18 protein-coding genes, 1 tRNA gene and 2 pseudogenes are annotated in these 21,915 nt (G+C 45.4%); 13 read left to right on the forward strand and 8 right to left on the reverse strand.

Going from position 1 to position 21,915, the window contains the following annotated elements; genetic code table 11:
* Positions 1–283: 283 nt before the first annotated feature.
* The gene (locus tag M5J74_RS05050; protein WP_106217018.1) at positions 284–1,012 is read right to left on the reverse strand and encodes a hypothetical protein; all 729 of its coding nucleotides are present in this window, start codon (positions 1,010–1,012) and stop codon (positions 284–286) included.
* A gap of 264 nt (positions 1,013–1,276) precedes the next feature.
* Between M5J74_RS05050 and M5J74_RS05055 the strand changes: the two genes are divergently transcribed.
* The 7 genes and pseudogenes from M5J74_RS05055 to M5J74_RS05085 all read left to right on the forward strand — a co-directional run bounded on the left by M5J74_RS05055 (position 1,277) and on the right by M5J74_RS05085 (position 8,165).
* A complete protein-coding gene (locus M5J74_RS05055) occupies positions 1,277–1,444 on the forward strand; it encodes a hypothetical protein (RefSeq protein ID WP_250015710.1) in 168 nt (55 codons plus the stop codon).
* A gap of 122 nt (positions 1,445–1,566) precedes the next feature.
* A pseudogene (locus M5J74_RS05060) lies at positions 1,567–1,761 on the forward strand (calcium-binding protein); the annotation flags it as partial.
* A gap of 75 nt (positions 1,762–1,836) precedes the next feature.
* Positions 1,837–2,334 (forward strand): calcium-binding protein, encoded by a 498-nt coding sequence (locus M5J74_RS05065; protein ID WP_250015714.1) that lies wholly within the window; start codon positions 1,837–1,839, stop codon positions 2,332–2,334.
* A 512-nt stretch (positions 2,335–2,846) separates the two neighbouring features.
* Complete coding sequence (locus M5J74_RS05070) at positions 2,847–3,578, forward strand: peptidylprolyl isomerase (RefSeq protein ID WP_106169402.1); 732 nt, start codon at positions 2,847–2,849, stop codon at positions 3,576–3,578.
* A 106-nt stretch (positions 3,579–3,684) separates the two neighbouring features.
* The gene (locus M5J74_RS05075; protein ID WP_250015722.1) at positions 3,685–6,618 is read left to right on the forward strand and encodes a peptidase domain-containing ABC transporter; all 2,934 of its coding nucleotides are present in this window, start codon (positions 3,685–3,687) and stop codon (positions 6,616–6,618) included.
* Between the two features lie 78 nt (positions 6,619–6,696).
* Complete coding sequence (locus tag M5J74_RS05080) at positions 6,697–6,960, forward strand: hypothetical protein (RefSeq protein WP_250015724.1); 264 nt, start codon at positions 6,697–6,699, stop codon at positions 6,958–6,960.
* Positions 6,921–8,165: an HlyD family efflux transporter periplasmic adaptor subunit gene (locus M5J74_RS05085; protein ID WP_250015726.1), complete on the forward strand. Its 1,245-nt coding sequence runs from the start codon at positions 6,921–6,923 to the stop codon at positions 8,163–8,165. Before M5J74_RS05080 ends, M5J74_RS05085 begins: the two co-directional genes overlap by 40 nt.
* Before the next feature lie 28 nt (positions 8,166–8,193).
* Here M5J74_RS05085 and M5J74_RS05090 read toward each other — a convergent pair.
* A tRNA-Ala gene (locus M5J74_RS05090) sits at positions 8,194–8,266 on the reverse strand.
* Between the two features lie 128 nt (positions 8,267–8,394).
* Between M5J74_RS05090 and M5J74_RS05095 the strand changes: the two genes are divergently transcribed.
* Positions 8,395–9,303, forward strand: a complete 909-nt coding sequence (locus tag M5J74_RS05095) for a rhodanese-related sulfurtransferase (RefSeq protein ID WP_015153027.1) — start codon at positions 8,395–8,397, stop codon at positions 9,301–9,303.
* Positions 9,304–9,311: 8 nt separating this feature from the next.
* Here M5J74_RS05095 and M5J74_RS05100 read toward each other — a convergent pair whose 3' ends face one another.
* Complete coding sequence (locus M5J74_RS05100; protein WP_106217023.1) at positions 9,312–9,989, reverse strand: class I SAM-dependent methyltransferase; 678 nt, start codon at positions 9,987–9,989, stop codon at positions 9,312–9,314.
* Positions 9,990–11,045: 1,056 nt separating this feature from the next.
* On the opposite strand from M5J74_RS05100, the gene M5J74_RS05105 reads away from it, so the two are divergent.
* Both M5J74_RS05105 and M5J74_RS05110 read left to right on the forward strand, forming a co-directional pair.
* The gene (locus tag M5J74_RS05105; RefSeq protein WP_250015733.1) at positions 11,046–12,653 is read left to right on the forward strand and encodes an alkaline phosphatase; all 1,608 of its coding nucleotides are present in this window, start codon (positions 11,046–11,048) and stop codon (positions 12,651–12,653) included.
* Positions 12,654–12,846: 193 nt separating this feature from the next.
* Positions 12,847–13,545, forward strand: coding sequence for a glutathione S-transferase N-terminal domain-containing protein (locus M5J74_RS05110; protein WP_250015735.1), 699 nt, complete (start codon positions 12,847–12,849; stop codon positions 13,543–13,545).
* Here M5J74_RS05110 and M5J74_RS05115 read toward each other — a convergent pair.
* The 3 genes from M5J74_RS05115 to M5J74_RS05125 form a co-directional block, all read right to left on the reverse strand.
* Entirely contained in the window at positions 13,542–14,198 is a 657-nt protein-coding gene (locus M5J74_RS05115) for a hypothetical protein (protein ID WP_015153032.1), read from the reverse strand. The two genes, M5J74_RS05110 and M5J74_RS05115, sit on opposite strands and share 4 nt — an antisense overlap.
* 109 nt (positions 14,199–14,307) lie before the next feature.
* The gene (locus M5J74_RS33110) at positions 14,308–15,114 is read right to left on the reverse strand and encodes a hypothetical protein (protein WP_305883621.1); all 807 of its coding nucleotides are present in this window, start codon (positions 15,112–15,114) and stop codon (positions 14,308–14,310) included.
* A gap of 156 nt (positions 15,115–15,270) precedes the next feature.
* Positions 15,271–16,905, reverse strand: coding sequence for a pitrilysin family protein (locus M5J74_RS05125; protein WP_015153034.1), 1,635 nt, complete (start codon positions 16,903–16,905; stop codon positions 15,271–15,273).
* A 130-nt stretch (positions 16,906–17,035) separates the two neighbouring features.
* Here M5J74_RS05125 and M5J74_RS05130 point away from each other — a divergent pair, with 130 nt between their 5' ends.
* From M5J74_RS05130 to M5J74_RS05140, 3 genes are all read left to right on the forward strand, one after another.
* On the forward strand, positions 17,036–17,653 hold the full coding sequence (locus M5J74_RS05130) for a TetR/AcrR family transcriptional regulator (RefSeq protein ID WP_015153035.1): 618 nt from the start codon (positions 17,036–17,038) through the stop codon (positions 17,651–17,653).
* A gap of 127 nt (positions 17,654–17,780) precedes the next feature.
* On the forward strand, positions 17,781–18,008 hold the full coding sequence (locus tag M5J74_RS05135; protein WP_015153036.1) for a hypothetical protein: 228 nt from the start codon (positions 17,781–17,783) through the stop codon (positions 18,006–18,008).
* Positions 18,009–18,076: 68 nt separating this feature from the next.
* Positions 18,077–19,477 (forward strand): aminopeptidase P family protein, encoded by a 1,401-nt coding sequence (locus M5J74_RS05140; RefSeq protein ID WP_250015737.1) that lies wholly within the window; start codon positions 18,077–18,079, stop codon positions 19,475–19,477.
* Between the two features lie 207 nt (positions 19,478–19,684).
* Here M5J74_RS05140 and M5J74_RS33280 read toward each other — a convergent pair.
* Positions 19,685–20,438 (reverse strand): annotated as a pseudogene (locus M5J74_RS33280) (SDR family oxidoreductase).
* A complete protein-coding gene (gene mgtE / locus M5J74_RS05150) occupies positions 20,435–21,784 on the reverse strand; it encodes a magnesium transporter (RefSeq protein ID WP_015153039.1) in 1,350 nt (449 codons plus the stop codon). The pseudogene M5J74_RS33280 and the gene mgtE overlap by 4 nt, the downstream one beginning before the upstream one ends.
* Between the last annotated feature and the right edge of the window lie 131 nt (positions 21,785–21,915).

The following is a 21,915-nucleotide window of genomic DNA, read 5'->3' on the forward strand; positions in this document are numbered from 1 at the left end:
AACAAAATTTAGATTAAAAATCCTTTCCAACGTTAATTGAATTTCGTGAGGGTTGTGCTTAATTGCATTCTCGATCGGGTTACTAAACACTCGCCAAAGCTGGTTGGTATCGGCGTTCACAATAGGCAGATCGTCCGTGATGCAATCGATCGGTTGAATGCGTTTTTTGGTTAAATTGTGGTTTAAATTAATGAGGACTGAATCTACTAACGGCTTTAGTTGAGTCGGTTCGCAATGGAGAATAACACCTTGTGTTTCAGCAGTGTGAGCTTCGAGAAGAGAATTAATTAAGGCGAGCTGGCGATCGCTTCAAGCGTTCGTATAGGTACACTGACAGAATACTAATCGAGCAAGCACAGGCGAGTTGGATAATAAGTTCTCTTGAGTAAAGATTGCGGATTTTTGCATACTCAAGGGTAGCCAGACCAGTTATGGGATAAAAAATCGCATAATAGGCGATCGCTACCGCTTGATAGATAACATGTAACCGCCAATGCACTGGAACCAGCACTGCAAAAATGAGAAATAACAGGGATGGTGGTGTTTCAGGAAGACTGACGAAAGTGAAAATAATATGTGTAAGACTGCTCAAGGAACAGGCAAAAAGCAGAAATAGCGCTTCGGGATACCGTCGTCCCCAGATCGTTTTTTGCCCGATCGCACAAGCCAATAAAATGACAACAGCGCTGAGGTAGTAAACAATGGATGCAACTCTCCATCGCTCCGAGATCGATGCATCTCCATAGGTACTGAAGGCAACTGCTCTCAATCTCTCAAACTCAAACAAAACAGAGTAAAGACCTTCAGCCGATACGAGCGACTGCCAAAACAACGCTAACCATAGTCCAAGGCGCAATCGCTTTTGTAAAAATTGATGCCGCCAAGTCAAGTAGTCCGCTGAGTCTGGGCGTGATTTAAGGCGGGTCAACCAGTATTGAGCGTGTCGGCTGAGCCAGTGCCAAATTAATTGAATAAATTGCAACCATTGACCTGACTTGAGCGATCGCCCCATAAATAAATTTTAGAGATATTCAACTCCATGATGCTATATCACAATCTTCAGATTTGGAATTGACCGATCGGTTAGATCGGGCATCGATGCAAAGGCTGTCGTCCAAAGACCCTGACCGATTGGATGAATTTAAGATTAACCGATTGGTTTTACCAATTTGACTGGACGAGCGATTTGCAAGCAGTTACTCCATTCGTAGGATAAACACCAACACAAATAGCCCTAGAACGAATAGTCCAAAATACGAAACAGGATGTGACTGCAATGGAAACAAATACAAATCAAGCGCCTTTATTTCCAAAGCCGACTGGCAATTATGCCGTAGGAACAACTTCTCTTTACTTTAAAGATTCGGAGCGAGAAGAACCTTTCACAGAAGACCCCAACGACTTACTAATGACTATCTCACTGCTTTTTTCGATCGCTATCTAAAAAATCGAGAAAGTCCTCTGTTTGCTGACAGTTCCTTTCCGCTTCCAGAAGCCTATCCAGAAGTTATCGCCCAATCTTATCAGGGAGAAAATCTCCTGTCTGACAAAGATGGTGATGATGAGATCTGTGGTGGGCGAGAAAATGACTCCCTCTATGGAGGTGGAGGTAACGATGTCTTAAAAGGAGGCGATGGCAGCGATGCCTTACACGGAGGTGGAGGGGATAATTCTCTATACGGTGACAGTGGGAATGATTATTTATTTGGTCAGGATGGCAGCGATGCTTTACACGGAGGTAATGAGAACGATTTTCTGCATGGGGATGGGGGCAACGATGTATTAGAAGGGGACAACGGCGACGATACCCTAGTTGGTGCTGATGGCAACGATACGATGAGCGGCGGCAAAGGCAACGATACTCTCAGTGGTGGTGCGGGTAACGATCGCTTAAAAGACACTCAAGGCAACAACATTCTCTACGGCGACGCTGGCGACGATGAGTTGCGTGCAGGTCATGGAGATGACAAACTTGATGGCGATTCGGGTAACGATATCTTGATTTCTGGAGCAGGTGACGATCGCTTGAATGGGGGTACGGGCGACGATGTACTCCAAGGTGGTTCCGGGGTCGATCGCTTCTATTTGAGTAGCGATCGCGATATCATCCAAGACTTTCAGGATGGTCGAGATTTATTGGGGCTACTGACAACGAGCGATGGTCCTCCTCTCAGTTTCAGCGACCTTGATATTGTTCAAGTTGGGCAGAATCTTGAAATTCGCTGGAAGCTTGAAGGGTTGAACGATGTAGGAAGTCAGACGCACGTAACTATTCTCGAAGGGATTCAAGCTAGTCAAATTACAGTTGATGATTTTGTGCAAATAACACCCTAACCCTCTCGTAGATCTAAAGCAAAGCGCACAAGCGGAGTAACTTCAGCTTACTCCACTTGTTCTAGCCTAGCGCGATCGCACTCGCTACGAGATTCCCTCGATCCCTGCTCCCTGCTCTGTGCAAATAAACTTTTATCAAGAAATCCGAAATTCTTGTAACTTTAGTTGTTTTGTCATTTAATTTTCCATAGTTGGAGTATAACGTCATAAGAAAAATCAAAGATTGCCAAAGAAAAGCTAATTCCGCTAAAGGTGACATGGATAAGATGAGATGGGAGTAAATTTAACATGCAGCTAATGTGGGGAATTTTTACCTATACAGCGCTAATCAAAAGTTAGTAGGGAAGCCAATTGAGTAAAGAATAAAGACTTTTTACCTTTTACCGCGAGATCGGCTAAATCAAGATTAGTATTAGTATTCGCAAGGACAATTATGAGCAACCCTAGTCGAACACAAATTATGTTATGCATTTTTCAGCTAGGGCTGTAAATTTATATATCTGTATATTGGTATGGCACAAGAGTTTCAATTAAACAGCATCATTCCCACTCAAGAAATTCCGTCTCTATTGAGTCGCTATCAATTGCTACCGCAGTTGATGCGGGGAATTGCGATCGATCGCGCGATCGCTCCTTATTTTTGTACCGAAGCCGAACGCCAACAAGCAATCGAGCAGTTTGAGAGACAGTATCACATAAACGATACAGAGTCAAGAGCAGCTTGGTTAAAAAGAGCTGGCATGAGTGAAGCACAGATGGCAGAAGTCGCCGTGCGATCGCTCCTGATTGAGAAGTTCAAACAAGATACTTGGGGTGCAAAGGTCGAGTCTTATTTTATGAGTCGCAAAGCAGCCTTCGACCAAGTTATTTTTTCCTTACTGCGGACAACAGACGGTTTGCTGGCACAAGAAATTTACTTTCGCATCCTCGAAGGGGAGCAAACCTTTGCTGAAATGGCACAACAATACTCCAAAGGCTCGGAGGCAAACACAGCCGGAGTCATCGGACCCGTGCCATTAAGCCAACTCAATCCAACTCTTGCCAAAATTCTTTCCATCGGTCAACCAGGGCAGCTTTGGCGACCGACTCGGATCGAAAACTGGTTTACGATCGTCCGACTGGAAAAGTTGCTACCAGCTCAATTAGACGCAAATATGCGGCAGCGTTTGCTCAACGAAATGTTTGAAACCTGGCTGAACGAACAAATTCAGCAGCTCCAACCATTGCAATTTTCTTGGTCTTAGCGTTTGCCCGTAGCTAAATCAGACCCCGGACAGTATCAAGCCGATCGATCTGCAAATTCTGATTTTGGAATATTTTGACTTTTAACTTTTGAATTTTGAATTCGTCATGACAGCTACTATTTCTAGCTCTCAATTTCAGGCATTTCTCGCTCAAACAAATTTATTTCATCCGCTGCCAGCAACGACTTTACAGGAATTAGCAACGAAATGTCACTTGTGGCGCTATCGGATCGGGCAACCGCTACTCGTGCGGGAAAAAATGCCGACGCAGGTGTTAGTTATCTACCAAGGTACTGCTAGATTAATAGGCTACGATCGCCGCCAGCAAAGCCCCGTAAGTTTGGGTTTAGTCGAACCGAAAACCGTCTTAGGTTGGGCGGGTTTGATTCGCAACATTCCCTGTGAAACCGCGATCGCCTCTACGGAAGTCATTTGTATTGCGATTCCCGCCGCCGACTTTTTAGCGAGTCTTTCAACCGAACCGACTTTTGCCCAACACGTCAAAGTGCAATTTTCTCCTGCGGAATTGTGCGAACTCTTGAGCTTAGAACTCCAACGTCGCGCCGACAGTGCCACGAAACTGAAAGACTTGGTATTTCAACTGAGTCCGTCCGTTGAGGTACTGAATTTAGCCCCAGGGCAAGCAGATGGGACGCGATTGCGTGGCGATCGCACTTGGCTGATTAGTAGTGGAGCGGAGGCGATTGTCGGCAACCGTTTCGAGCTGAACGGTTCAGCCCCCACAATTACAGAGCCAGGGGTGCGGCTGCTGGGCGTGAAATTACCCCAGGAAATCGAACGAACTATGCCCGTCGTACTTGCTCCTACCGATCTAGAAGTTCCCTACGCCCCAGAACAACCCCCAGTAGCCCCAGCAACCAACACCAAATCCGTTAAATATCCCTTCGTGCGCGGACAGGGAGAAATTAGCGCGGCGATGGCTTGCTTCCAAATGTTGTGTCAATATTTGGGCGTATCGTGGCGACGGGACACGGTGCGGCGGGTATTGGAAAATCAGCAGAAATCTCTCGGAACAATTTCTTTGCAAAGCTGCGGCGCGATCGCCGAGATGTTGGGCATGAGCGCCCAATTAATTCAAGTCCCCAGCAAAGCGATCGCGCGGATCAAAACTCCTGCTTTAATCCGCTATCACGATAGCTTGGCAATTCTCTACGCCTGCGACGACAAAGAACTGACGCTTGCCGTTCCCGAAATCGGGATTCACCGTCAAACCCCTGCCGATTTTGCCCGTGCTTGGGGCGAGGGAGGGCAAGTATTGCTGTTACAAGCGCGTCCGGGGGAAAAGACGGAAAGATTTAGCTTGCGCTGGTTTTTACCGGCGATCGCCCACCATCGTGGCGTATTGATCGAAGTTTTGATCGCGTCATTTTTCGTGCAGCTATTTGGTTTAGCCAATCCCCTCGTTACCCAAGTCATTATCGACCAAGTTTTGGTCAACGGTGCTTTGGATACATTAAACGTCCTGGGAATTTTGTTGCTTGGGGTAGCGCTATTTGAAGCCTTGCTCACGGGAGTCAGAACTTATTTATTTGTCGATACCACGAACCGCATCGACATTGCTTTGGGTTCGGAAGTGATCGATCGCCTGTTACGTCTACCTTTAAGTTATTTCGATCGCCGCCGCGTCGGAGAATTAGCGTCACGTATCAACGAGTTAGAAAATATCCGCCAATTCCTCACGGGTACGGCACTGACAGTTGTATTAGATGCCGTGTTCTCGGTGATCTACATCGCTGTGATGCTCTTTTACAGTTGGATACTGACACTTGTAGCCCTGGCAACAGTCCCAGTCTTTGCCCTGTTGACAATTTTCGTCGCGCCCATCGTCCGCAAACAACTGCGGGTGAAAGCAGAACGCTACGCCGATACTCAGTCTTATTTAGTAGAAGTTGTTTCGGGAATTCAAACAGTCAAAGCGCAAAACATCGAACTTAAATCGCGCTGGCACTGGTACGAACGCTACGCCCGTTACATCAGCGCTGGGTTTAATACCGTGGTGACTTCCACTACGGCAAGTTCGGTGAGCGGATTTTTCAATAAGTTTTCTGGGCTATTACTGTTGTGGGTTGGGGCATATTTGGTGATTTCCCAACAATTAACCCTGGGACAATTGATCGCCTTTCGAATCATTTCTAGCTACACCACCAGTCCCTTATTGCGGTTGATTCAACTGTGGCAAAACTTCCAAGAAACTGCTTTATCGATCGAGCGTTTGGGTGATATTCTCGACGCACACCCAGAAGTAGACGAGGCAAACCGGGCGCAACTGCCAATGCCTGAAATTGAAGGGGCAGTCAAATTTGATGGCGTGTCTTTTCGCTTTGGCAACAGCGGTGTGTTTCAACTGACTAATGTAAATCTAGAATTTCCTGCGGGTACGTTTGTCGGGATTGTCGGGCAGAGTGGTTCGGGTAAGAGTACCCTAACGAAGTTGTTACCGCGTCTGTACGAACCAACCACAGGGACGATTCAAATTGACAATTACGATATCAGCAAAGTTGAGTTGTATTCCCTGCGACGACAAATCGGCATGGTGTTACAGGACACGTTGTTATTCAACGGCACGGTGCAAGAAAATATTGCTCTAACGAATCCAGAAGCGAGTTCAGAGCAAATTATTGCCGCTGCGAAAATTGCCGTCGCCCACGACTTTATTATGTCTTTACCCAACGGTTACAACACCAACGTTGGGGAACGGGGTTCGTCACTGTCGGGGGGACAGAGACAAAGGATTGCGATCGCCCGTACGGTACTGCAAAATCCCAAATTGCTGATTTTGGACGAAGCCACCAGCGCCCTCGATTACGATTCGGAACGGCAGGTTTGTCAGAATTTGGCAGAAGCATTTCACTCGCGCACCGTATTTTTCATTACCCACCGTCTCGCCACAGTCAAAAATGCCGATGCGATCTTGGTGATGGATAAAGGCGTGGTGGTAGAACAAGGCACTCACCAACAATTAATGGCTTTGAGAGGACGTTATTTCTGTCTCTACCAACAACAGGAATCGCAACTGTAAATATTCCCCTCGTGTAGGGGCGCTTTCTCTGTGCGCCCCTACATACGGATACCGCCATCGACAATAGGAATCGCAACTATGAATACCGAACCGTTAGCCAAATCTGAGGAACAATTTTTAAATTCATCAGTAGTACTTAACCGTCCTGCTTTGTGGTCGCATTTGTTTATTTGGCTGATTGTTGGCGCGACAACTTCGGCGATCGCCTGGGCAACATTTGCTAAACTCGATCAAACTGTAGTCGCAACGGGTAAATTAGAGCCGTTAGGGGCAGTTAAAGAAATTCAAGCTCCCACGGGGGAGTGGTACGAGAAATTCACGTTCAAGACGGTCAGAGCGTGAAAAAAGATCAGCTTTTAGTCACTTTAGACCCGACTTCACCTCAAGCTGACTTAGATTCTCTCACAAAAGTTCGCTCTAGTTTAGTACAAGAAAATCAGTTTTACGACCAGGCAATTAATAGTAGTAAACCTGTAATTTCTGGAAGTGCCGATCTGGTTTCTCTACTGAAGTTACGCGCCGATTTGATGTCGGAAAATCGCTATTTTCAAAATGTTTTAAAGGGTGGTAATATTGCTTCTGGAGAAACGACGGATTTTGCAAATAATCAAAGTCAATTATTGACAGCCAGTCAAAATGAAATTCAATCGAGAGTTGAGGCAGCGCGGAAGCAAGTTCAAGAATTAGAAAAACAGCGATCGCAGACTGCCAAAGAACTAGCAACGGCGAAGCAAATTCTCAAGGTCAACAACCAAATTTTAAAGCGAATTACTCCCTTGGCAACTGGAGAAGGGGCAATTTCTCAAATTCAATACGAACGCCAGCAACAGGAAGTTATTACCAAACAAGGAGAGGTCGATCGCCTAACAGCCGAACAACAAAAGCTAGCAATTTCTATCGATCGAGCTAAGGAAGAATTACAAAATACAATTGCCACCTCAGCGAAAGAAGTTCATAGTAAAATTGCCGAAAATCATAAAAAAATAGCGGAGATTGATAGTCAATTAAGCCAAAAGCGATTGGAAAATAAGACAAAATTAGCAGAAATTGACGCGCAAATTAGTAAAGCCGTACAATCTGTCAAATATCAGCAGCTTAAATCTCCAGTGAATGGAACTGTATTTGACTTGCAGCCTCGTGCGGCGGGTTTTGTGATTGGCGATACAAAACCAATTTTAAAAATCGTTCCCAACGATAATTTGGTTGCTTCGGTATATCTGACAAATCGAGATATCGGCTTCGTGCGCGAGGGAATGAAAGTGGAAGTGCGAGTCGATTCCTTTCCCTCAACAGAATTCGGTACACTCAAAGGAAAAATTACTTGGGTTGGTTCCGATGCTTTAGCACCAACTCAAGAGCGGCAATACTACGCTTTTCCTGCCAGAATTCAATTAGAATCGCAAAATTTATCGGTGAATGGCAGACCAATTTCCTTACAATCTGGGATGGGAGTCAATGCTGGGATTATTATTCGCAAGCGATCGGTTATGAGTATTTTGACCGATTTATTTGACAAGCAAGTCAGAAGTGTAGAGTCGATTCGGTAGTTGGGATTAAATAATTAATAACTAAATATGGAGGTTAGCGGACTCGAACCGCTGACATCCTGCTTGCAAAGCAGGCGCTCTACCAACTGAGCTAAACCCCCGCGAGTCGTGAGTTTGCTGTCGTTTTTTCGACAACTTTGTTATTATAGCTACTCTAAAACAATATGGTCAAGAGCTAAACGAGCAAAATTACCAAAAATATTTCAGAAATTTCTACTCATTCAAAGCCATGACTCAGGTTATCGCCACATTTTATAAGTTTGTCAGCTTACCAGACTGCGCCGAAATACGCGAACCGTTACTGTCTTACTGCCTGTCTCAAGGGGTGAAAGGGACAATTCTACTCGCAGAGGAGGGAATTAATGGCACAATTGCAGCTGCTTCCCGAAGTTTAATTGATTCCCTATTTGCTTTTCTCGGCTCCGATCCGCGTCTGGCAGACTTAGAGTACAAGTTATCACGTGCTGAAGCACCCCCATTCGAGCGGATGAAGGTGAAGTTGAAGCGGGAAATCGTCACCATTGGAATACCGGAAGCAGATCCGAGTCAGCAAGTCGGTACTTATGTCAACCCTCAAGACTGGAACGCAATTATTAGCGATCCTGAAGTCGTTGTGATTGACACCCGCAATGATTATGAAGTAAAAATTGGAAGTTTCCAAAGAGCGCAAAATCCACAAACTCAGTCTTTTCGCCAATTTCCTGAATACGTGCGTCAACATCTCAATCCCGACCAACATAAAAAGGTAGCAATGTTTTGTACGGGAGGAATTCGCTGTGAAAAAGCTTCATCTTTCATGCTGTCTCAAGGATTTCAGGAAGTTTATCACCTCAAAGGTGGAATTTTAAAATATCTAGAGGAAGTTCCATCTGAAGAAAGTTTGTGGCAAGGAGAGTGTTTTGTATTTGACGAACGGGTAGCTGTACAACAAGGTTTAGTACCAGGTAATTATGAAATGTGTCGTAGTTGCGGACACCCACTTTCGGAATTAGATAAACAATCTGAAAAGTACGAAGAGGGAATTTCTTGTCCTGATTGCTTTGATACTCTTACCGAGGAGAAGAGAAGCCGCCAGCAAGAAAAGTTGAAACAGGGAGTCGGGAGTCGGGAGTTGCGGAAGCAGGGACAAGAGAGATAAGGAAGCAATTAGCAATTAGCATTCATTACCTTTCTTGCCAGAGTTAAACCGTCTCCAATTGGTACAAGGCTGAGAGTAATACGCTTATCTTGATGAAGTTTTTGATTTAAGGTGCGTAATTTCTTAGTGCGATTATCTTGGACTTGTGGATCGGCAACTCGTCCCGACCATAAAACGTTATCAATTGCAATTAATCCGCCTGGACGTATAAGCTGAAGTGCTTGTTCGTAGTAGCTATCGTAATTACTCTTGTCTGCATCAATTAAAGCAAAATCAAATGTTTCAGATGCACCTGTTTCTATGAGATGGTGAAGGGTTTCCTTGGCTGGTGCAACGTGCAAGTCAATTTTATGTGCTACGCCTGCTTGCTGCCACCAATGACGGGCGATCGCAGCATATTCCTCATTCTTTTCACAGCTTACGACTATACCATCAATGGGTAATGTTAATGCCATGACTAAAGAACTATAACCCATAAATACACCGATATCTAAAGTTTTCTTTGCTCCGATTAATTGCAACAATAAGGCGATAAATTGACCCTGTTCGGGTGCAATTTGCATCTTACCTAATGGGTGACGGGCAGTTTCTTGACGTAGTTGCGTTAAAATCTCTGGTTCTCGCAATGAAATAGATAATAAGTAATCATATAAATGGGGCTCTAAGCCAAGAGTTTGCCAAGTCATGATCGAGTCAGTAATGAGTGGCGATCGCAATTAAATAATATCAAAAAATAGTGTCAAAATAAATATCAAAAATAAAGGTAAGCAATACTCACCATCCATTTAAACATTTCAAAAATTATCAGTTAGCAATTGCAATCCGTTAGCTGATTTGAAGTAGTTGTTGAACGTGCTTTTGAAAAGCTAACAATCCTGCTTTTGAATTCCAGTTTTCTTGAAAAACATTCATATTCTCTAAGTCGATAACTTTTCCATCTCTCGGAAAAAAGATTTTTTGACCGAAAACTTGCTCGTAAGTTGGCGGATTGTGCCATCATTAGCTATCCAAACCGTTTTTACCATCCGATAAAAGCTAAATTCTTTTGCTGTCAACTCTTTGTACAACTCGTTATCTATAACTCGAACTACATGAGTGACCCTGGCGTGCTGTCTTAAAATGATAAAATTGTCTTTTTGAGGCTTGCCAGCGTTTTCATATTGGTTGAATTTTCAATGTAAACCAAAAATATTTTCTGCTGGTTCAATATATTCAGTTTTATCCTTATAAGCCCAATATCTACCATCTTGATTTTTTACATTTTTAGTCCATTTTAGTCCAGTCAGATTCATGTTGAATCCCTCCGAGTAATTTTGCTTATATCGATCGATTCTCAGGAGTATGAGAAAGCTTATATAAAGCTAGTACGAGCGATTGGTATAGCTTCTATAGTTAAGATGCCTGCGGATAAATTTACAATAAATGATAAATGCCAAATTTCTAATCGTAGGTAATTGTTCTTAAAATTTGGTCTGAGCGATCGCAAATACGATTAACATCATCAAATAGTTAAGTTAAGGTTAATTTTTGCTGCTTGACTGCGGAGCGAGATTTGTTTAAATTACTGCCGTAAACTCTTTTTTTTTTCAAGATTACTTTCACGTCATTAACTACTAACAGGATAGCGATCGCGCTAAATCGAAGCGCATGAATTGAGCTTTTTGGTAGTTTATTTTGACTTATCAAAATTAAGGTTTTCGATATTGTTTCGATTTTCCCTTGCCAAACTAAAGGAAATACTTATGAATTTCAACTTGCGACAAATTAACCGTCGCTCATTTCTGCTCGGTTCGGCTTTCACCAGCGGGGCTGTAGCTGCCAGTTTGTTGTCGCCATCCCGACAAGTTAAGGCACAAGCGCCAGGAATTGTGACCTCAGACAAAATGCGCCCGACAATCCCTTATGGAGTTGCCAGTGGTGATATCACGGGGAATCGTGCCGTAGTTTGGAGCCGTTGCGATCGCCCCGCACGAGCGATCGTAGAATACAGTACGAGTGAAAATTTTCGCCATGTCCGACGAATTATTGGAGCGCCAGCCTTAGAAGCAACTGACTTTACAGTCCGCGTTGACCTATCAGGACTGCCAACCGACGAGCAAATCTTCTACCGATTTACTTTTCAGGATTTGGACAACTCCAGTATTTCGAGCGTTCCTGTCACGGGAACTTTTCGCACTCCTTCAACTAAAAAACGCGACATTAAATTTGTCTGGGGAGGAGACACAGCCGGACAAGGCTGGGGAATTAATCCAGAATTTGGTGGCATGAAGATCTATGAAACCATGCGACAACTCAATCCAGACTTCTTCATCCACTCTGGCGATACGATTTACGCTGATAATCCAATCTTGGCTGAAGTCAAACTTGATGATGGTAGCATTTGGAAAAACATCACCACACCAGAAAAAGCAAAGGTAGCAGAAACACTAACTGAGTTTCGCGGCAACTATATTTATAACCTACTCGATGAAAACGTCCGCCGTTTCAATGCCGAAGTCCCTCAACTCGTTCAGTGGGACGACCACGAAACCACAAACAACTGGTATCCGGGCGAGATTCTTACAGATGTCGGTACAGATGCCCGTTATCAGGTTAAAGATGTGAATCTTCTGGCAGAACGGGCAAGACAAGCATTTCTAGAATACCAGCCAATTCGCTTCGATCCTAACGACCCAGAGCGGATTTATCGTTCGTTTCAGTACGGAGCGATGCTAGACATTTTCATGCTCGACAAGCGCAGCTATCGAGGCGCAAACTCGGCAAATCGCCAAACTGAGGCAAGCGACGAGACAGCATTTTTAGGTAAAGCTCAGGTCAGCTGGTTGAAGCAACAATTACTCACCTCAACTGCCACCTGGAAAGTCATTGCTAGCGATATGCCAATTGGACTAGTAATTCCAGATGGGACAACAGCTTATGAAGCGTTATCAAATGGGGATAACGGCGTGCCTCTAGGGCGAGAACTAGAGTTTGCAGATTTGTTTCAGTTCATTCAGCGGCAAAATATCCGCAATGTGGTTTGGTTGACAGCAGACGTACATTATGCCGCCGCTCACTACTACGACCCCAGCAAAGCTCAATTTACTGATTTCAAGCCTTTTTGGGAGTTTGTCGCGGGTCCTTTAAACTCAGGCACATTTGGACCTAACGAGCTAGATAGTACTTTTGGTCCGCAGGTGAAATTTAACAGTTTGCCAAAGGGAACTAAGCCAAATCGTCCCCCTTCGGAAGGGTTACAGTTTTTTGGTATGGTCAAAATCGATCGCGACAGTGAAGTGATGACCGTCACCCTACACAATTTAGCCGGGGACACCCTCTACAGCGTGGATTTGCCTCCTGAAGAGAGCTGAGGGAGCTGAGGGAGCTGAGGGAGCTGAGGGGACAAGAGGGACAAGGGAGAAATTAGTCACACCACACCCCACACTCCATACCCTATCAACACGCACCACGCACCACCCAATTACCAATTACCAATTACCAACTACCAACCACTCAACAATTCCAGTTACGATCGAAGAGTTTATGCATTCCGAATGAATTGCCATGACGATCGAACTCTACTATTGGACAACTCCAAACGGACATAAAATTACCATTTTTCTTGAGGAAGCAGAGATACCTTACGAAATCAAACCTGTCAATATTGCTAAGGGCGAACAGTTCGACCCAGAATTTCTCAAGATCTCACCTAATAATAAAATTCCGGCGATTATCGATCGCGACCCCCCTGATGGTGGCGAACCGATAAGCGTATTTGAATCGGGGGCAATTCTGCAATATTTGGCAGAAAAAACGGAAAAATTTTTACCAGATAACCTACGCGATCGCGTCGAGACAATGCAATGGCTGTTCTGGCAAATGGGTGGATTGGGTCCCATGCTGGGACAAAATCACCACTTTGTCACTTACGCACCGGAGAAAATTCCTTATGCGATCGATCGCTACGTAAAGGAAACCGAACGATTATATGGCGTACTCGACGAACGGCTGACAAATCTACCTTTTATCACAGGTAGTTACTCGATCGCGGATATGGCAGCTTATCCCTGGATCGTACCCTACGAGACGCAACAGCAAAATTTAGATGACTTTCCCAATCTTAAACGCTGGTTTGAGAGCATAAAAGCACGTCCTGCCGTGCAACGTGCCTATGCTAAGGCTGACGAAATTAGTACTGCGCCATCTGTCACCGAAGAATCTAAAGCGATTTTATTCGGTCAAGGGCGGCGGCGATCGTCTTAAGTGTTTTTGGTCAACTTTTGGCGTTGGCGATGTAGCAGTAAGCCAGCGCCAATAACACCGACACCAGCCAGCGTTCCTACTCCTCCTGGTTCTGGGACTGTTTCGATTGAGCCAGTAATGACAGCATCACCCTCAAGCGAAAGAACGTTTGGATCTGGGTTAAGTCGATCGACTTGAGTAAAATCTAGCGTTCCAGTCGCGCCTGTGAATATGCCTTCGCCACCTGTAATTGTCAGCGTACCGGAACCAGATCCCGTCAGATTTTCCCGGTCAAGTGTAGCCGTAGCCGTGGCAGTTCCTCGCAATTTGTTATCCGTGCCTTCTCCCTCAAATACGATGTAACCTGGTGGTAGATCTGGTAAGCCAAACGTAGCGGGATTGGTATCAAAGTTAAGCGCACCAGTTGCAGGATCGGTTCGCGCGTAGATTAATCCTTCATACTGAGTTAGACCATAAGGGGCTTCAGGATCGGAACTCGTAGCTAACTCGATCGATTGAGATAGCTCCTCGTCAATCGGTACGATCTCGATTCTTGTGTCATAGTTACCATTAAATGGATATATCGTCTGCGCGATCGCTTTTGTCGTATCCAGTCCCACGCTAGCCAATGCGAAAGCGACTGAAATCAGCTTTACCGTATATGAAAGAGTCATTTGCATCCTGGCTTACAGCTATGCAAACGATCCTACAGCGCTAAATTTACAGTTTCTTGTGCTAATTTTTGGGAATATTTGCCGAATGTTTAGCAAATGGATGTTGACTCTAAGTTGCCTTTCTTCGCCTTGCGGCTGTCCGAGGCGGAGTGCGCCGTGCTTTGTGTCTGGTAGGTGGTTTCGCTGGTTTAGCTGGGGGTTTGGCGGTTTCTGGTTCCGGTGCGGGTTCTGGCGCGGGTTCTGGCGCGGGAGATTTAGCAGTTGTCCGAGTTGAGGTTTTCCCCTTGGCTTTAGGCTTGGTAGTAGTTGATTTAGCCGGGGATGTAGCTATTTCTAGTTCCGGTGCGGGTTCTGGTGCGGGTTCTGGTGCGGGTTCTGGTGCGGGAGATTTAGCAGTTGTCCGAGTTGAGGTTTTCCCCTTGGCTTTAGGCTTGGTAGTAGTTGATTTAGCTGTTTCGGGTTTGGCGGTTTCTGGTTGCGGTGCGGGTTCTGGTGCGGGAGATTTAGCAGTTGTCCGAGTAGAAGTTTTCCCCTTGGCTTTAGGCTTGGTAGTCGATTTAGCTGTTTCGGGTTTGGCGGTTTCTGGTTTGGCTGTCTCTGGTTCTGGTGCTGGTGGGGGTGTAGACGATACCTCTACAGTTAGAGTCCCCTTCGTCTCTGGTGTAACGACAGCCACCACCATTTGAGTTTGGCGATCGTGTGCTTCAAATTGTGTGACTAGATCGGCTAATCCCATTTGTCTTGAATATTTGGGAATCACACTTGCTTTGAGAAATTTTGCCTCCATTTGAGCGATCGCATCATTAGGGTAGTAATTGACAAGTAAAACCCCATCTCCCTGTACCGCTGTCATATCTAAAAAGTATGTACCTAAGCGAGGAAGGTCATCTTGCAGTAATTTTTGTAGTTTGTCCATGTGAATTGGAAATTGGTAATGGGTAGTTGGTAATGGGTAGTTGGTAGTTGGTAGTTGTTGATGGGTGAGAGATAATTCAAGAAATTAAAAGTATTTTCATGCACGACTTCCGACCCCTGTACGGGCGGGTTTGGAAACCAGCCCCTACCGACTCCCTCAAGAAGATAATAACCGCCCGACTGTACGATTTTTGGGGATGAAAGTTTGTCGTGCAACTCGTTGAATATCGGCTGACGATACCTGAGAAATCGCTTCTAGTTCTTTAAATAAATTTTGCCAGGAACCTGTTTTGACTTCGTACTCTAACAATAACTGTGCCATCCCCATATTTGAGTCGAGCGATCGCAATAAATCTGCTTTAGCTTGTGTTTTGACTCGCTCCAATTCCATCGCTGAAACTGGTTCGGTTTTGAGGCGATCGATTTCTTTTCTCATCGCTGTCCCCACTTCATCAACTGTATGCCCTGGAGCTGTCAAAGCATAAAATAGCATTAAATTTTCATATTTATTCCCCGGAAATCCACTACTACCTTGAGCTGATAAAGCTAGGCGTTGCTTTTCTACTAAAGATTGATAGAGTCGTGATGTACGTCCGTTACTCAACAATCTGCCAATCGTTTCATAAACCACATAGTCTGGATCGTTAATCCCCGGACAGTGGTAGCCTTCTAAATACCAAGGTTGAGTCGGTAATTTGAGCGTCACTTCCCTCGTTTTTTGCTGCTTTGGTTCTACTGTTGTCAACTTAGGAGGAGCGACTTTAGCGCGATAGCGTCCAAAATAAACTTGAGCCAACTGTTTTACTTGTTGGGGATTAACATCACCGACAATTGCGATCGTTAATTGACTCGGTATGTAATAAGTATCGAAAAACTGCTGCACGTCAGCCCGCGTTAAGTTGCGAATATCTTGTTCGTAACCGATAACGGGACGCTTGTAAGGATGGACTTGATAAGCAGTATCGAGGAACTTTTCCACCATTTGTCCGATAGGCGAATTTTCTACCCGCAGCCGTCGTTCTTCTAAAATTACATCTTTTTCTTTGTAAAATTCTCGAAACACGGGTTCGAGAAAACGTTCTGACTCCAACGACATCCACATTTCTAGTTTGTTGGCGGGAAAGCTGTAAAAATACCGCGTTGCTTCTGTCGAAGTATTGGCATTTAAACCTACACCTCCAGCTTGTTCGACGATTTGCCCTAACTCATTTTGTTTAACTAACTGGGCTGCTTCAGCTTCTACTCGCTCAAATTGCGCTTGCAATTTGGTAACTTCTGCCTCATTTTTCGCTGTCTTGGCTGCGGTAATTTCTGCTGCTAATTTGTCTAATTTTTCTAACAGCGGTTTTTCTGCGGTGTAGTCTCGCGTACCGATTCGCGTCGTACCTTTAAATGCTAAATGCTCCAAAAAGTGAGCCACACCTGTCTTACCTACTGGTTCGTTAACTCCACCCACATCAGCATAGGTCAGAAAAGATACAACTGGTGCTTGATGGCGTTCCAAGACAATAAACTTCATCCCATTACTGAGACGAAATTCGGTTAAATCCTGGCTCACACGCTTGTAATAAGGTTGGATTGACTGAGAAGAATTCGGAATTCGGAATTCGGAATTCGGAATTAATGTGGAAGCTTCCGACTCCCGACTCCTGATAACTGAATCAGCTAACGCCGTTTCCGAACAGACAACCCAAAACAAGATAGTTACAATTGTTAATACGGCAAGCAAGCGTTGCCAGATCTTAAATGCGGATAAAATTGAGCGGATAAAACGTACGATCTGATGCATCATAGATTGGAATCAATTGTGCGTTCGAGATAGATCTATTAACGATCTATTAAAGTTTGCCAGTTATGCAGCTGGATGTAAGAGAATGTCCCTACAAGTTGTATTAACATCGATACAACCATAAATACCTTCTATGCAAGTTTTTAACCGTGCTTCACAGCCAGCAGATTCTTCTCGCGATCGCATTTTACAAGCGGCGCAGCGATTGTTCGCGCGTCAAGGGTTTGACGGTACGACGACCCGCGACTTAGCACAAGCTGCTGGTGTGGCGGAAGGTACGCTGTTTCGTCACTTTTCTAATAAAAAAGCAATTTTGGTCGAGGTAGCAACCCAAGGTTGGGTAGAAATTCTCACCGATCTGCTGACGGAATTGAGCGAAATGGGTAGCTATAAAGCTGTAGCACAAGTCATGCAGCGGCGAATGTGGAATTTTCAGAAAAACGCCGATTTAATGCGGGTTTGCTTCATGGAAGCCCAATTTCACCCAGATTTGCGCGATCGCGTTCAATCTGAGGTGATCGGCAAAATGACGGATGTTGCTGAGGCTTTCTTTCAAACAGCAATGGAACGGGGCATTTACCGTCCGATGAATCCGCGTATCGTCGCCCAAGTATTCTTAGGCATGTTTGCCATCTCTGGTTTCAGCCACAACACGTTAATGGAACCCAACGCCTCCCCCCAACAAATGAAAGAGATGGCGGAAGGATTAGCTGATATTTTTCTCAATGGTGTTTTAGTGAAGAGTCATTAGTCATTGGTCATTCGTCATTTGTTGTTGCCAATGACAGATGACGAATAACTATTCATAGATGAACGCAAGATATTAAAATCTTGTTAATAATTAAATATTGATGTGTTCTGCGTCTCGGAGGTTGCGAATGAAAGACCTAAGTAAATGGTTGAACCCTAGAGCGGCGATCGGAAGTTTACTAAGTGTTATTGTTTTGCTGAGCGTAGCAGGCGGACTTGTTAGCTGTACTCCTAGTGGAGATGAAAGAGTCAGAGACACGAACGAGAATGTAGAAGAAGACAACGAGAACGAAGCAGACGACGAGGATGATGGCAACGAAGCACCTAACCAAAATAATCAAGATGACGACGATTAAATTGGTCATTTGTCAGTAGCTAGTCACCAGCCACTAGTCACCAGTCACTCTTCACGACTTAGTTTTCAATGACTCATGACACTGATGTGGAAGCTCTGCGGCAGCGGCGAGAGAATCTAGCCGATCGCCTTGATGTACCAGTTATATTATGGTCGGGACGCAGTAGCGCGCGTAATTTTCCTGCTAATTGCTTTCCCTTTCGAGCCAGCAGTCACTTTCTCTATTTTGCTGGTATTCCCCTGGAAACAGCGGCTATTCGCTTAGAAGGGGGGGAAATGACGTTGTTTGTAGACGATCCGAAACCAGAAAGCGCCCTCTGGCACGGAGAAATGCCCAGCAGAACAGACATTGCAACTCAGATTGGCGCAGATGCAGCTTTACCCATGAGCGAGTTGGAATCTCATGCTGTGGGGGCAGCTACTATTGCCGCACAGGATACTATGACCGCTCTCCAACAGTCTCGCATCCTTAACCGTCCAATTTCACCAGCTAAGGTATTGCAAGGCATTGATTTGGAGTTAGCTCAAGCAATTGTAGCGCTGCGGCTCAGTCACGATCGCGCTGCTTTAATTCAATTACGCCAAGCTGCTGACGTGACGGTACAAGCTCATATTGCTGGTATGGCAGTGTCAACTAACGCCTCATGGGAGGCAGACGTGCGCGCCACGATGGAACACGTTATTCTCGCTAATAACATGAGCTGTGCTTATAGCAGTATCGTGACGGTGCATGGAGAAGTGTTGCATAACGATCGCTATCATCACCCGATGCAGTTGGGAGACTTGTTACTGGTGGATGTAGGGGCAGAAACGTCAACAGGTTGGGCGGCGGATGTCACCCGCACTTGGGCTGTATCTGGGCAATTCTCAGCCACTCAACGGGCGATCTACGATGTGGTACTGGCGGCGCACGATGCTTGTATTGCGAAGATTCGTCCCGGCGTAGAGTATCAAGATATACATTTGTTAGCGGCGACGGTTATTGCTCAAGGTTTGGTCGATCTAGGCATTTTGTGCGGTCAACCGGAAGATTTAGTCGAAATGGATGCTCATGCCCTATTTTTTCCCCACGGGATCGGGCATTTATTGGGTTTAGATGTCCACGATATGGAAGATTTAGGGGATATTGCTGGATATGAGGAAGGGCGCAAACGCAGCGATCGCTTTGGGTTAAATTATTTACGGTTGAATCGTCCCCTCCGTCCTGGGATGTTAGTCACGATCGAACCAGGATTTTATCAAGTTCCGGCAATTTTAACCGATCGCGATCGGCGGAAAAAGTATCGAGATGTCGTCAACTGGGAACGCTTAACTCAATTTGCTGACGTGCGCGGCATTCGGATCGAGGACGACGTGTTAGTTACGGAGACTGGCAGAGAAGTCTTGACAGCAGCATTACCAACTAAAGCGGAAGCGGTTGAGGCTTTGGTACAAGGGGACTTGTCTCAGTTAGAAGCGGTTTATAGTTAAAAATAATTCGCTTCGGTACAACTTTCTCTTGTCCCCCCCTTTCATAAGGGGGGTTAGGGGGATCTTTGAGTCATTGGCGTAGTTTTTCGATTTTCTCTTGTCTCCCCCTTTCATAAAGGGGGTTAGGGGGATCTTTGAGTCATTGGCGTAGTTTTTCGATCCCCCAACCCCCTTAAAAAGGGGCTAAGAAAAAAGTTCGCATAGAAATTAATTTAACTGAGCAAACAGCGCTTCCCAATCAGTGATTTCCGGTCTTGCACCAGAATTAACAATTTCAAAAGTCTTGTTGACTGTTACGGGGTCAGATATACACTCTACGCAAGCGGTAGCTACATCTATTCTGCTAGTATCCCCTACCAAGGTATCGCCCGTACCTACAACAACAGCTAATTTGCCGTCAGTTGTCGCCTTTAATAATGTATTCAGGTCATAAGAAGTGTAAGGACCATCAATTAAACGCCCTGGGCGGATAATCGTGTAAGGCAAACCCGAAGTCGCGATCGCCTGTTCTCCTTCCTGCTTGGCATCGAGAACGCCAAAGGCATTGAGAATACTAAAAGGAAACTGCTTTTTGCGTAAAACGCCGCAGGAAGAGATAAAAACAAACCTTTGCAAATCTCTCGGTGCGGCTGTCACCAAATTTTTCACGCCGATAGCATCAACCTGCTGTGGACTATTTTGGGCTGAGAAGAAGTTTTGAAAATCCCACTTGGCAGAAGGAAAGGCAGTCGTACCAGTACAGCAGATAATGTGCGTTACATCCTGTGACTGCTGCTGGTAGGGTGTTGGGTTGACGAATATCGCCTACGGCAATTTCTACGCGATCGCCAAACATCTGCTTGGCTTTGTCAGCTTGACGGGTGAGGACGCGCACGGTAAAACCTTTTTCCAGTGCTTTAGCAACTGCTAACTGTCCGACTCCACCTGTTGCACCAGCGACTAGAATTAATGCTGCTGTCATTTTGCCACCATCCGTAAAGCTAAAGAAATTAATGAGAGGAAAGTTAAGAACCCAACGGCATCCAGAATAGTTGTGAGTAGGGGACCGCTGATCAATGCCGGATCGAGTTTCAATCGCTTTAATCCCATCGGTAGCATTGTCCCTAAACTTGCCGCTACAAATACGTTAATTGCCATCACCGAGGCAGCAACAATAGCAACCCAGCGTTCTTGAGGCGGCGACCAAATTAAGGACAGAATCCCCAAAGCGATCGCCAAAGCTAAGGCTGTTCCTAGCCCAGCCAAGATCTCTTTGCGGAGAATTTTTAACGTATCCAAGGGTGTCACTTCGCCTACACCAAGTCCGCGTACCGTCACCGACAAAGCTTGTATGGCAACATTGCCACTTGTGTTAGATAAAATCGGCATAATTACGGCTAACACTGGCACTACAGAAATCACCTGTTGAAAAGGCGCGATCGCGCTAGCTGCCCCAACATATAACCCAATATTTGCTAACAGCCAAGGCAATCGCTTGCGGATCGTTACCTGGGGCGGAGATAAAGCCGCTTCGTCACCACCACTAACCCCTGCTAACTTTTGAATATCTGCCGTGGCTTCCTCTTCTAAAATATCTACCACATCGTCAACGGTGATAATTCCTACCAAGCGATCCTCCCGATCTACGACTGGGATGGCGATCAAGTCGTAGCGTTTCATCAACTGGGCGGCTTCTGCTTGCGGTGTGTCGGTTCTGACTCGCACGACACGCTGACTGGCAATCTCGCGAATGAGAACATCGGGAATAGTAAATAATAATTGCCGCAAGGAAACTACGCTCACCAGTTTGCGATTATCGTCGGTGACGTAGGCATAGTAAATCGTCTCTTTATCTTCATCATTTCGTCGAATTTTATTGAGGGCTTCTCCTACAGTTAAACCTTGGCGCAGGCGGACGTATTCCGTCGTCATCACCCGTCCTGCCGTGCCTTCGGGATAGCCTAATATTGTTGCTGTGGCTTGCCGTTCTTCCGCACTAAGTTGTTGTAGCAGCCGCTTGACAACACCAGCAGGTAACTCGTCAAACAACTCTGCCCTGTCGTCAGGACTCATGGACTCTACCAGGTGAAATACCTGGGCATCATGCAGAGAACCGATTAATTCTTCCTGCACTTCTTGAGGTAAGTATTCAAATACAGCGATCGCCTGATTTTTATTCAGCAAGCGAAAGGCGATTGCCTGTTGTTGAGGCGAAAGTTCCGCAATATAATCCCCTGCATCTACAGGGGGCAAACGGTTTAATTCTGCTTTGAGTAAGTTGAGATCGGTAATATCGGTTAGGGCAATACGTCCTTCTTGAGTGAGCATAAACACCTCCTAAGTCTCCCCTACTCTGAGAGACTAGTTCGCTCAGCTCAGAGGAGAATGCTACTGTGGGGGGATGGACTTCGATCCGCGTCCATAAACTTTGAACAATTCAACATCGATACCCAATTTGG

Origin of the sequence: Chroococcidiopsis sp. CCNUC1 (genome assembly GCF_023546805.1) — a bacterium.
Classification (GTDB): Bacteria; Cyanobacteriota; Cyanobacteriia; order Cyanobacteriales; family Chroococcidiopsidaceae; genus Chroococcidiopsis; species Chroococcidiopsis thermalis.

Coding starts and splice junctions, on each gene's coding strand:
- M5J74_RS05070 (WP_106169402.1), top strand. CDS start 2,847: ATGGCACAAGAGTTTCAATTAAACAGCATCATTCCCACTCAAGAAATT.
- M5J74_RS05135 (WP_015153036.1), top strand. CDS start 17,781: ATGAAAGACCTAAGTAAATGGTTGAACCCTAGAGCGGCGATCGGAAGT.
- M5J74_RS05140 (WP_250015737.1), top strand. CDS start 18,077: ATGACTCATGACACTGATGTGGAAGCTCTGCGGCAGCGGCGAGAGAAT.
- M5J74_RS05095 (WP_015153027.1), top strand. CDS start 8,395: ATGACTCAGGTTATCGCCACATTTTATAAGTTTGTCAGCTTACCAGAC.
- M5J74_RS05125 (WP_015153034.1), bottom strand. CDS start 16,905: ATGATGCATCAGATCGTACGTTTTATCCGCTCAATTTTATCCGCATTT.
- mgtE (WP_015153039.1), bottom strand. CDS start 21,784: ATGCTCACTCAAGAAGGACGTATTGCCCTAACCGATATTACCGATCTC.
- M5J74_RS05075 (WP_250015722.1), top strand. CDS start 3,685: ATGACAGCTACTATTTCTAGCTCTCAATTTCAGGCATTTCTCGCTCAA.
- M5J74_RS05105 (WP_250015733.1), top strand. CDS start 11,046: ATGAATTTCAACTTGCGACAAATTAACCGTCGCTCATTTCTGCTCGGT.
- M5J74_RS05055 (WP_250015710.1), top strand. CDS start 1,277: ATGGAAACAAATACAAATCAAGCGCCTTTATTTCCAAAGCCGACTGGC.
- M5J74_RS05065 (WP_250015714.1), top strand. CDS start 1,837: ATGAGCGGCGGCAAAGGCAACGATACTCTCAGTGGTGGTGCGGGTAAC.
- M5J74_RS05080 (WP_250015724.1), top strand. CDS start 6,697: ATGAATACCGAACCGTTAGCCAAATCTGAGGAACAATTTTTAAATTCA.
- M5J74_RS05115 (WP_015153032.1), bottom strand. CDS start 14,198: ATGACTCTTTCATATACGGTAAAGCTGATTTCAGTCGCTTTCGCATTG.
- M5J74_RS05050 (WP_106217018.1), bottom strand. CDS start 1,012: ATGGGGCGATCGCTCAAGTCAGGTCAATGGTTGCAATTTATTCAATTA.
- M5J74_RS05110 (WP_250015735.1), top strand. CDS start 12,847: ATGACGATCGAACTCTACTATTGGACAACTCCAAACGGACATAAAATT.
- M5J74_RS33110 (WP_305883621.1), bottom strand. CDS start 15,114: ATGGACAAACTACAAAAATTACTGCAAGATGACCTTCCTCGCTTAGGT.
- M5J74_RS05100 (WP_106217023.1), bottom strand. CDS start 9,989: ATGACTTGGCAAACTCTTGGCTTAGAGCCCCATTTATATGATTACTTA.
- M5J74_RS05130 (WP_015153035.1), top strand. CDS start 17,036: ATGCAAGTTTTTAACCGTGCTTCACAGCCAGCAGATTCTTCTCGCGAT.